This window comes from Nocardiopsis sp. M1B1, from assembly GCF_052466615.1.
In genome coordinates, this window is record NZ_CP196194.1 from 6,681,665 (window position 1) to 6,691,778 (window position 10,114).

9 protein-coding genes and 1 CRISPR repeat array (1 of these 10 only partly in view) are annotated in these 10,114 nt (G+C 73.4%); of the genes, 5 read left to right on the forward strand and 4 right to left on the reverse strand.

What is annotated here, in order from left to right; genetic code table 11:
* Positions 1-320: direct repeats of the CRISPR family, unit length 29 nt; unit sequence GGGACCATCCCCGCGTGCGCGGGGAGAAC; it begins 11 nt to the left of the window's first position.
* Between the two features lie 255 nt (positions 321-575).
* Positions 576-1,139: a DNA-3-methyladenine glycosylase I gene (locus tag ACSTA4_RS28960; protein ID WP_444961838.1), complete on the forward strand. Its 564-nt coding sequence runs from the start codon at positions 576-578 to the stop codon at positions 1,137-1,139.
* A gap of 123 nt (positions 1,140-1,262) precedes the next feature.
* Here the strand turns inward: ACSTA4_RS28960 and ACSTA4_RS28965 are convergent, their stop codons facing one another.
* Positions 1,263-2,873, reverse strand: a complete 1,611-nt coding sequence (locus ACSTA4_RS28965) for an ABC-F family ATP-binding cassette domain-containing protein (RefSeq protein ID WP_444961839.1) — start codon at positions 2,871-2,873, stop codon at positions 1,263-1,265.
* 154 nt (positions 2,874-3,027) lie between these two features.
* Between ACSTA4_RS28965 and ACSTA4_RS28970 the strand changes: the two genes are divergently transcribed.
* From ACSTA4_RS28970 to ACSTA4_RS28980, 3 genes are all read left to right on the forward strand, one after another.
* Positions 3,028-3,645 (forward strand): TetR/AcrR family transcriptional regulator, encoded by a 618-nt coding sequence (locus tag ACSTA4_RS28970; protein ID WP_444961840.1) that lies wholly within the window; start codon positions 3,028-3,030, stop codon positions 3,643-3,645.
* 169 nt (positions 3,646-3,814) lie between these two features.
* Positions 3,815-4,639: an SDR family oxidoreductase gene (locus ACSTA4_RS28975; protein ID WP_444961841.1), complete on the forward strand. Its 825-nt coding sequence runs from the start codon at positions 3,815-3,817 to the stop codon at positions 4,637-4,639.
* Between the two features lie 281 nt (positions 4,640-4,920).
* Positions 4,921-5,700, forward strand: a complete 780-nt coding sequence (locus ACSTA4_RS28980; protein WP_248772745.1) for a TetR/AcrR family transcriptional regulator — start codon at positions 4,921-4,923, stop codon at positions 5,698-5,700.
* 104 nt (positions 5,701-5,804) lie between these two features.
* Here ACSTA4_RS28980 and ACSTA4_RS28985 read toward each other — a convergent pair whose 3' ends face one another.
* The 3 genes from ACSTA4_RS28985 to ACSTA4_RS28995 all read right to left on the reverse strand — a co-directional run bounded on the left by ACSTA4_RS28985 (position 5,805) and on the right by ACSTA4_RS28995 (position 9,051).
* Complete coding sequence (locus ACSTA4_RS28985) at positions 5,805-6,497, reverse strand: LuxR C-terminal-related transcriptional regulator (protein ID WP_444964303.1); 693 nt, start codon at positions 6,495-6,497, stop codon at positions 5,805-5,807.
* A gap of 371 nt (positions 6,498-6,868) precedes the next feature.
* Complete coding sequence (locus ACSTA4_RS28990; protein WP_444961842.1) at positions 6,869-8,077, reverse strand: cytochrome P450; 1,209 nt, start codon at positions 8,075-8,077, stop codon at positions 6,869-6,871.
* 32 nt (positions 8,078-8,109) lie between these two features.
* On the reverse strand, positions 8,110-9,051 hold the full coding sequence (locus ACSTA4_RS28995; protein WP_444961843.1) for a DUF6895 family protein: 942 nt from the start codon (positions 9,049-9,051) through the stop codon (positions 8,110-8,112).
* A 304-nt stretch (positions 9,052-9,355) separates the two neighbouring features.
* On the opposite strand from ACSTA4_RS28995, the gene ACSTA4_RS29000 reads away from it, so the two are divergent.
* Entirely contained in the window at positions 9,356-10,081 is a 726-nt protein-coding gene (locus ACSTA4_RS29000; protein ID WP_444961844.1) for a class I SAM-dependent methyltransferase, read from the forward strand.
* The last annotated feature ends 33 nt before the right edge of the window (positions 10,082-10,114 follow it).

The following is a 10,114-nucleotide window of genomic DNA, read 5'->3' on the forward strand; positions in this document are numbered from 1 at the left end:
CGCGTGCGCGGGGAGCACGGAGGTGATCGTCCACCGTCCCAGGTGGGGGGACCATCCCCGCGTGCGCGGGGAGCACGGGCTGCGCGACCTGGGCCTGGTCGGCCTGCCGGGACCATCCCCGCGTGCGCGGGGAGAACCCCCGAACCCGTCGCGGTGTTGGGTGGGTTCAGGGACCATCCCCGCGTGCGCGGGGAGAACCCGGCGATGGACCCGGCGATCAGCTTCTGGATGGGACCATCCCCGCGTGCGCGGGGAGAACTACCCGCGCAAGTCCAAGGCGGTGCGCCACCAGGGACCATCCCCGCGTGCGCGGGGAGAACAGTCACTGACCTGGGAAATTACCAGCGACAAGCAGCCGAATTTCCAACTTCCCGAGAAACAGGCATTTCACCCACAGAGCCAAGTCCGAACCATCCCATGGTTTCACACACAGGACCGGCGCACTCGCCCTACTGATCAGGACCGCGACCAGCGAGACACCTGCGCAACGCACCCCGGCCGGAGGTCACGTCCGGACTGTCACCGACCTGCGGCACCATGGAGGCGACCACCGCCGCCGGCCCCGAGGAGCTGCCATGTCCGACCAGCGCTGTGCCTGGGCACGGGGGTCCTCCGAGCTGATGGTGGCCTACCACGACCAGGAGTGGGGCAGGCCCTCCCGCGACGACGCGCACCTGTTCGAGATGCTCGTCCTGGAGGGCGCGCAGGCCGGGCTGTCCTGGTCCACCGTGCTCAACAAGCGGGAGAACTACCGGCGGGCCCTGGAGGGCTTCGACCGGGAGCGGATCGCGGAGTACGGCCAGGAGGACACCGACCGGCTCCTCCAGGACGCCGGGATCATCCGCAACCGGCTCAAGGTGGCCTCGCTCCCCCGCAACGCCCGGGCCTTCGGGGACGTGCGCGAGGAGTACGGCACCTTCGCGGCCTACCTGTGGGGCTGGGTGGACGGAACCCCCGTGGTCAACCGCTTCACCGAACCCTCCGAGGTCCCGGTGAGCACCCCGCTGTCGGACCGGGTCAGCAAGGACCTGAAGAAGCGCGGCTTCACCTTCGTGGGCACCACCATCGTCTACTCCTACCTCCAGGCCGTGGGCGTGGTCGACGACCACCTGGTCGCCTGCCCGGCCAAGCCCGCCTGACCGCCGCCGCCGACCGCTCCGAGCCGCGGCCCGACCATGGCCCGGCCGCGGCTCGGCGTCGGCTCGGTGACGAGGCACCGGCGGCCCGGCGGCGGGGCACCGACTCCCCGCCGCCGTCCCCGGTCAGTCGGCCCCGGACGCCTCCACCGGGGCGCGCCCGCGCTCGGTCCGCCACCAACGGCCCACCCCGACCTCGCGCAGGAACGCGTGGTCGTGGCTGGCCACCAGCAGAGCACCCCGGTAGTCCGCGAGGGCCTCGGCCAACTGCCGCTGGCTGTCCAGGTCGAGGCTGTTGGTGGGCTCGTCCAGCACCAGCAGCCGGGGCGGCTCGTCCGCCAGCAGCAGCCGGGCCAGCGCCACCCGGAACCGCTCGCCGCCGGAGAGGTCTCCCGCCCTCTGGTCAACCCGGTCCCCGCGGATGAGGAAGCGGGCCAGACCGGCCCGCACCCGGTGCGGCGTGGCGGAGGGCGCCGCCGCGCGCACGTTGTCGAGCACGCTCAGGCCGTCGTCCAGCACGTCCAGCCGCTGCGGAAGGTAGCCGATCCGGTCGGCGGCGTGCACCACCTCGGCCTGCGGGTGGCGCCCCCGGCCGACCACCGCCCGCAGCAGGGTGGTCTTGCCGGACCCGTTGGGCCCGACCAGCGCCACCCGTTCGGGCCCGCGCAGGTACAGCCGCCCGCCGCCCGGGGTGCCCAGCTCCAGGACGCCGTGCCCGGCCGGGACCTCGGTTCCGGGCAGGGCGATGCGGATGGCGTCGTCGTCGCGGACGGCGTCCTCCGCCCGGCCCAGCTCCTCCCTGGCCCCGACCAGTTTGGCCTCCTGCATGATGCGGTGCTTGCCCGCCGCCACCTGGGCGTCGCGCTTGCGCTGCTTCATGACCACGCGGGGCTCGCGCTTGGTGTCGTACATCTTCTTGCCGTAACGCACCCGCCTGGCCAGCTTGACCTGGGCGTCGGCGAGCTGGCGCTTCTCGCGGCGCACGTCGGCCTCGGCCACGCGCACCATGCGCCGGGCCGCGTCCTGCTCGGCGGCGAGCTGCTCGGTGTAGGCGGAGTAGTTGCCGCCCCACACACGCATCCTCCCTTCCCGGAGTTCGGCGATCTGGTCGACCCGTTCCAGGAGTTCGCGGTCGTGGCTGACCACGACGAGCACCCCCTGCCAGGAGGCGACCGCGTCGTGGAGCCGCTCCCGGGCGTGGCGGTCCAGGTTGTTGGTGGGCTCGTCCAGCAGGGTGACGGCGGGGCGGCGCAGGGCCAGTCCCGCGAGTGCGACCAGCACGGCCTCCCCTCCGGAGAGGGTGCCGACGGGGCGGTCCAGCGGGCTGTCCCCCGCCAGGGCGACGCCGAACCGTTCGAGCTGGGCCAGGGCGCGTTCCTCCACGTCCCAGTCCTCGCCGACGGCGGCGAAGTTCGCCTCGGTGGCCTCGCCCGCCTCGATGGCGTGCAGCGCGGCGCGGGCCCGGTCGACGCCCAGCAGCCCGGCGACGGTGCGGCCGGTGTCCAGGGTGAGCCCCTGGTCCAGGTAGCCGACGTCGCCGTCCACGGACACCGTGCCCGACGCCGGGGTCAGCCGCCCCGCGACGAGGCGGAGCAGGGTGGACTTGCCGCTGCCGTTGCGGCCGACCAGTCCGGTCCGCCCGGCGCCGAAGGCGGCGTCCAGGCCGGTCAGGACGGGCGTGCCGTCGGGCCAGGCGAAGGACAGACCCGTGCAGACGACGGAGAAGGCGGAAGACATGCGGACCTCTCGATGGTGGTGGAGAACTGCCGGGGACCCTGGGTGCGGCGGAATCGGCCCATCGTGATCTCCTCCTTCGAGAGGGCTTGATGCGACTGTTGTCGCGATAAGGAGCATGGCACACGAAGACAGCAAATGCAACTAGAGTTGCGTTATGACCTCTGACACGGGAACCCCAGGCGCCGCCAGACCCGGCGGCCGCACCGCGCGCAACACCGCCGCCGTACTCCAGGCCACCCTCGACGAACTGGGCGAACACGGCTACGCCGGACTCACCGCCGAACGCGTCGCCACCCGCTCCGGCGTACACAAGGCCACCGTCTACCGCCGCTGGGGAGGGGTGGACGGACTCCTGTCCGCGGCGCTGGAGTGGTCCACCACCCGCGACTGGGAACCCGAGCGCACCGGCTCCCTGCGCACCGACCTGCGGGCCCTCAACGCGACCGTGCTGCACGGCTTCACCGAGGCCCCCGAGGGCGCGATGTCCGCGGCCTCCATCGCGGCCGCCTTCGCCTCCCCGCGCGTGGCCGGGGCACTGCGCGTGTTCATGGCCGACCGCCACGCGCGCGCCGCCGTCCTGGTGACCGAGGCCGTCGCCCGGGGCGAGGCCCCCGAGGGCACCGATGCCGAGGAGGTGGTGCGCTCGGCGATCGCGCCGGTCTACTACCGCCTCTTCGTCAGCCGCGAGCCCGTCACGTCCGCCGACCTGGACCTGGCCGCCCTGGTCACCGCCGAGGCCGCCGCCCGGGGCGCCTTCGTCCGCGCGCCCTGACACCAGCGCCGCCCGGGTCCGAGCGCCCCGGACCGAACGCGAATGCGCGCTGACGCCCAGGGTTTCGCGCTCCTCCTCGGACACCCGGGCCGCCCTTGCACACGGTTCCCGTACGGCGTACTGTACGCCTTACGGAAACCAGCTTCCCCCAGTGGACGGATGGAGAGCCATGACCTTCCTCGTCGCCGGAGCCACCGGCAACGTCGGCCGCCACGTCGTCGGGCAACTGCTCGGCGCCGGGCACCCCGTACGCGCGCTGACCCGGTCCCCCGAAAGGGTCCGCCTTCCCGAGGGCGCGCAGGTGGTCGGCGGCGACCTCACCGACCCGGACGGCCTCGCCCCGCACTTCGAAGGGGTCACGGGGCTGCACCTGATCACCTTCGGCGGGGACGACCACAGCCCCCTCACCTCGGCGCCGCGACTGGTCGAACTCGCCGAGAAGGCGGGCGTGCGCAGGGTGTCGGTGCTGTGCGACTTCTACCCGGGACCGGTGGAGGAGGCCCTGGCCGCGAGCGACCTGGCCTGGACCCTGCTCCACCCGGTCGAGTTCATGGCCAACACCCTGGACTGGGCCGACTCCGTCCGCGCGGAGGGCGTGGTCCGCGAGGCGCGCACCGCGCCCAGCGCCCTGGTCCACGAGGCCGACATCGCCTCCGTGGCGGTCACCGCCCTCACCGGGGACGGCCACGGCGGCCGCACCTACCCCCTCACCGGCCCCGAGGCGCTGACCCCGGCGGAGCGGGTGGCCGCGCTCTCGCGCGGGATCGGCCGCGAGGTCGGGCTGGTCCGCCTCACCCTGGAGGAGGAGGCCGAGCGGCTGCGCGCCCTGGGCCACGACGAGGAGTACGTGGCCTTCGGCCTCCAACTGGCCACCGACCCGCCCGAGGTCGGCACCAGGGTCCAGGACACCGTCGAGCGGGTCACGGGCAGGCCCGCGCGCACCTTCGCCGAGTGGGTCGGGGAGAACGCGGACGCCTTCCGCCCGCAGGTCTGACCTCGGGACGACGATCCTGGTGACTTCCCCAGCGGACGCCTTCCGCCCTCGGGCCTGACCTCGGGACGACGGTCTCGGTGGCATCCCCAGCGGACGCCTTCCGCCCGCGGGCCCGACCCGCGGCCCGCCGCGTCCGGCCGGGGCACTCCCCCCGGCCGGACGCGGTCCGCTCCCCGAACCTCCCGACGCCCCGGCCTCCCCCGCGACGCCGTACAGCGGGGCGTGCGCCCGTGGAACACGCCCTAGACTGGCCGGACACCGGACCGAGAGCAGGACGGCCGATGCCCACGCAGTACACCAAGAGCGGCGATCCCGCGCGCAGTCTCGCCCTGCTGTGGCGAACCCAGGAGCCCGTCAGCCGCCGCAACAAACCGGACCTGAGCGTGGACCGGATCGTGGCCGTGGCCTCGGAGATGGCCGACACCGACGGGCTCGCCGCGCTGTCCATGCGCAAGGTCGCCGAACGCCTGGGCGTGGGGACCATGTCCCTGTACACCTACGTGCCCGGCAAGGGCGAGCTGGTCGACCTCATGCTCGACGCCGCCTACGCCGACATGTACGCGGACGGCGAGCGCCCCGAGCACTGGCGCGAACGGCTGAGCGCGGTGGCGTACGCGAACTGGCGGCTGCTCCTGCGCCACCCCTGGATGCTCCAGACCCCGCGGGGCCGCCTCCTGGGCCCCCACCTCATCGCCAAGTACGAGTACGAGCTGTCCGCCGTGGACGGCCTGGGCCTGTCCGACGTCGAGATGGACTCCACGGTCAGCCTGGTCAACAGCTACGCGGAGGGCGCCGCCAGTCAGGCCGCGGCGGTCAGCGAGACCGAACGGGCCACGGGGATGACGGACGGCCAGTGGTGGAGCACCCACGGCCCGCTGCTCGCGGCGTTCACACGGGACAGCGACTACCCGCTCGCCTCACGGGTGGGCAGCACGGTGGGCAGGGAGCACAGGACGGTCTACTCGTCCGACCACGAGTTCGCGTTCGGCCTCGAACGCGTCCTGGACGGCGTCCGGGTCCTGGTGGAGTCGCGCTCCGCCCGGGGCGCGGAGGAGTCCTGAGGAACGGAGCACCCGGGGTCAGGGGGTCGCGCGGCGGCCCTCCATCGGCACCGCGCGTCTCTTCGGCCGATCCGCCCGCCTCCGGCCGCGGGCGCCGACCGCGCCTAGATCACCGCGTCCCCGCCCCGGACGGGGACGAGCCCGCTCCGGAAGGCCCAGACCACCAGCTGGACGCGGTTGCGCAGTCCCCGTTTGGCCAGGACGCTGGACACGTGTGACTTGATGGTCGTCTCGGACAGTCCGAGGACCCCGGCGATCTCGGCGTTGCTGGCGCCGGTGGCGACCAGCGCGACCACGTCCTTCTCGCGGTCGGTGAACTGCTCCTTCCAGCACGAGTCCGGGTCGTCCGCCCCGACGCACACCGCCGCCTCGTAGCGCACGAACTCCTCCACGACCGTGCCGACCACGGCCGGATCGAGCACGGTGTGCCCCTCCCGGAGCGAGCGCACGGCGTCGGTGATGACGGACATGTCGCTTCCGGTAAGGATGTAGCCGCAGGCACCGGCCCGCAGGCAGCTGACGAGGCTGTCCCTGTCGTTGGGCACCGCCAGGGCGAGGGCGCGAACGCGGGGGTCGTCCAGCTCCGAGAGCTCGCGGACCACCTCGTTCCCCCTCTCCCCCAGCGCCGCCATGTCGACGACGGCCACGTCGGGACGGAGCTGCCGTGCCCTGGCCACCGCCACTCGCAGGTCGCCGGTCGTTCCGACCACCTTGATGTCTTCCGTCGCTCCGAAGGCCGTACACAGTCCCAGCCTCACTACGTCCTGGTCACCGATAATCAGTACGCGGGTAATCAGTTGACCTGTCCCCTTTTCGTGCGAAACCTCCGGGGCGTGGGGGCGGGGGAACCCGGGGTTGTCCATTGGAAAGAAGCCAGCCGTCCTTAAATCCCCGATACCTTACGGACAAACCCTTCGCCCTTGGCCGCATGTGGCCAGCGGAGAATAAATCCGAAAAAACCGGTCACGGCCCGTGTTCACGGAGTACAGAGGTCCGAGCATCGCGCCGGGATCCTCATTTCCCTCCCTGTGGGCGATCACGCCCGGGCAGGCCGCACCGTGCCCGGAGGCTTCGAGCCGCAACCATTTCCTTTTCCATAGGATATCGCCGTGGGTATCGGACGGGGAATTCCCCTCTTTTTGGAATCCCGTCCCTAAAGGACGGCGCCTCATCCACCCCAGGCAACGGGAAGGGAGTGCACCCCGTAGACCGCGGAGGTGTCGCGCATACGAACGCTGTGCGGCGGGACGGCCAGGCGCAGGTCGGGTATCCGCCGGAACAGCGTGCCGTACCCCAGCCGCAGTTCCGTCCGGGCCAGCTGGTGGCCCAGGCAGTGGTGGGCGCCCAGGCCGAAGGCCAGGTGCATGGGGCGCTCCCGCCCCGGGTCGAGCACGTCGGGTCCGGGGAAGGCCCGCGGGTCGCGGTTGGCGGCGGACAGGGAGACCACGACCGCCTCCCCCGCCCGGACGCGCTCCCCGCGCACCTCCAAATCCTCGCGGGCCACCCGCATCGCTCCGAACTGCATGATCGTCAGGTAGCGCAGCAGCTCGTCCACCAGCCGCGCCATCGGCTTCGGGTCGGTTCCGGTGAGCGCCCCGCGCCACGGCCCGGGGTGGGTGAGCAGGGCGAACGCACCCAGGGCGAGCATGCTCGCCGTCGTCTCGTGCCCGGCGACCAGCAGCAGAAAGGCCATCGCCGCGACTTCCTCGTCCGTCAGGTCCGGGGCGTCCAGCAGCCCGCTGAGCAGGTCCTCCCCCGGTTCGCGGCGCTTGCGGCGCACCAGCTCGGCCAGGAAGGCGTTGAGGTCGGCGAGCGCCGCCGAGACCCGCTCCCGGGGCTGGCCCACGTCGAAGGCGACCGCCGTGTCGCGCTGGAACCGCTCGCGCTCCCCGTAGGGCACGCCGAGCAGCTCGCAGATGACCAGTGACGGCAGCGGCAGGGCGTAGTCGGCCACCAGGTCGGCGGGCGCGCCCGCCGAGAGCATGCGCTCCACGTGCTCCTCGGCGATCTCCCCGATGCGCGACTCCAGCAGGAGCATCCGCCGCCGGGTGAACTGCCCGGCCAGGCGTCTGCGGTAGCGGGTGTGCTCGGGCGCGTCCATCCGCACGAAGAAGCCGGGCGCCGCGGGGGGCGCCGGAGCCTGCCCCGGCGGCGGGACGCGGATGTCCTGGCGCGCGCTGAAGCGCTGGTCCACCAGAACGTCGCAGGCCAGCTCGTAGTCGGTCACGAGCCACCCCTCCGTCCCGTCGGGCAGGGCCAGCCGGGTGATCGGCGACCTCTCGCGCAGTTCGGCGAAGCGGGGCGGCGGGTCCAGGGCGTGCTCACGCGCGGTGGGCAAACTCACAGGGCACGCCGACGGTGTCGGGGCGTCGGCCATGGACGTGCTCCTCTCGTCGCGGGGGCCGGCGCTCACGGGCGCGCGGACGCCCCGGCGTGGGCGGCGGCCATCGCGGTGACCAGGGTCGTGTGGTAGCAGGTGCGGAAGACGTAGGCGGTGGCCCGCTCCCCCGTGCGCCCGGCAAGGACCCCGGCGTCGAAGGGCGGGCCGGGCAGGGAGCCGTCGGGGCGCTGGGCCCCGGCCAGCCGCTCCCAGGCCCGCCGTTCCAGCGCGAAGGGCCCTCCTCGGACGATCCGCGCGCACAGGAGCAGTTCGGCGGCCAGGTCCAGGTGGCCCTCGTCCAGGTAGGCGCGCAGCAGGCCGTCGAGCACGCGCCCCGTGCGCGTGGCGTCCCCCGGCAGCGGCCGGGCCCCGAAGTCGGTGGCGTACAGGACGGCGTGCGTGACCCCGTAGGCGTCGTACTCGCCGGTGCCGCCCGCGTGCTCGGCCAGGCAGGCCTGGTAGAGCGGCGCGGCGCCGGGCAGGTCCGCGGGGGCGGCGAGCCCGGCCAGGTCGAGGATGTGGCGCAGTTCCAGGGCCAGGACCGGCGAGGCGCCCGCCTCGGGGGGCCGCGGGGGCCGCCGCTCGGCCGGGGCTCGGGCGTCGGCGAGGGGCACGTCCGCCGGACGGCCCAGGTCGGCCAGCAGCGCCGCCGTCCACAGCCGGTAGGGCGGGTTCTCGCCCTCCCCGCCGGGGGCGGTCGCGGCGACCGCGTCCCGGGCCAGCTCAGCGGCGGCGCGCTCCAGTTCCGCGGCTCCGGGCGGGGCCGGGTCCATCCGGCGCAGGAGGCGGCAGAGCATGAGCAGCTCCATGACGGTGGACCCGGCGAAGTCGCGCGGCGGGAAGTGGTCGTCCCAGCGCGGCCCGAACCACTCGGCGTGGTCGGTGAGCCAGGCCAGGGCCGCGTCCAGGACGCCGGAGGCGGTGCTCGCGTCCGTCCGGGCCGTCGTGCCCGTCCCCCCGGTGGCGACCATCGGTCCTCCCCGTCGTGCGCCGGGCGGGTCCCGGCGGTCTCCTCTTCCCTGCCGACGCTCCCGACACTAGGTCGGCCCCGCGCACGGCGCCTCGGTCCGGAGGAGGAAATACGCGCCCCTCCCGCGGACCGGCCGGGGCCGTCCGGGCGGCGGAGCCTCCTACCTGGGGAGGAGGATGCGCGAGAATGTCCGGGAATCGCGCCGGGAAGGGCGTCGTGAAGCGGTGTGGTGCCCCGGGTCGGGGGTAGGTTGAAGCCCGCGTTCACACAGAGCGACCATCGAGCGACACTGGAGCGGGGACGGTATGGGAGACATCGACCTGGCGCTGATCGGGGACCTGTACCGCAGGTACCGGGACCCCCTGGCGAAGGTGCGGGACGCGCAGCGCGAGTTCCTCCGGCGCACGCGCGGGCGGATGACGCCGCAGCTGGACGACCTGGAGGCGGAGATCACCTACCTGCTGCTGCGCGAGACGCGGCCGGACACGGTGATGGAGCTGGGGACCTTCCACGGCTGGTCCACCACGTGGATCCTGTCCGCGCTGCGCGACAACGGCGGGGGGACGCTGCACTCCTTCGACATCGTGGACAACGTGGTGGCGAACGTGCCCTCCGAGCTGTCCCTGGGGCGGTGGGAGTTCCACAAGGGCGACGTCCGCGAGAACATGTCCCAGGTCCCCGAGGGGATCGGGTACCTGTTCGTGGACGCCGCGCACAACGGGCGGTTCGCCAGGTGGTATCTGGAGGCGCTGTTCCCGCGCGTGGCCCCGGGGACGCCGGTCAGCGTCCACGACGTCTTCCACGGCAAGCGGGCCCTGCCCTTCACCGAGGGCGCCGTGGTGCTGTCGTGGCTGCGCGAGAACGGCACGGAGTTCTTCACCCCCTCCCGCAAGAAGGCCCCCGCGCCCTACACCGCCCTCCTGGAGCTGCGGGAGGACCTGGGGCTGGGCGAGCCGGTGCGCACCAGCACGGACAACCCGATGATCTACTTCCGGATGCCGCAGCACCGGGGCGCCCCGACCGGGGACTGAGGCTCCCGCGCCGGTCGGGGCCCCGGGGCAGCG

Bases quoted from the DNA above. Each gene is read 5' to 3' on its own strand.
- ACSTA4_RS28960 (WP_444961838.1), top strand. From the start codon at position 576: ATGTCCGACCAGCGCTGTGCCTGGGCACGGGGGTCCTCCGAGCTGATG.
- ACSTA4_RS28965 (WP_444961839.1), bottom strand. From the start codon at position 2,873: ATGTCTTCCGCCTTCTCCGTCGTCTGCACGGGTCTGTCCTTCGCCTGG.
- ACSTA4_RS28970 (WP_444961840.1), top strand. From the start codon at position 3,028: ATGACCTCTGACACGGGAACCCCAGGCGCCGCCAGACCCGGCGGCCGC.
- ACSTA4_RS28975 (WP_444961841.1), top strand. From the start codon at position 3,815: ATGACCTTCCTCGTCGCCGGAGCCACCGGCAACGTCGGCCGCCACGTC.
- ACSTA4_RS28980 (WP_248772745.1), top strand. From the start codon at position 4,921: ATGCCCACGCAGTACACCAAGAGCGGCGATCCCGCGCGCAGTCTCGCC.
- ACSTA4_RS28990 (WP_444961842.1), bottom strand. From the start codon at position 8,077: ATGGCCGACGCCCCGACACCGTCGGCGTGCCCTGTGAGTTTGCCCACC.
- ACSTA4_RS28995 (WP_444961843.1), bottom strand. From the start codon at position 9,051: ATGGTCGCCACCGGGGGGACGGGCACGACGGCCCGGACGGACGCGAGC.
- ACSTA4_RS29000 (WP_444961844.1), top strand. From the start codon at position 9,356: ATGGGAGACATCGACCTGGCGCTGATCGGGGACCTGTACCGCAGGTAC.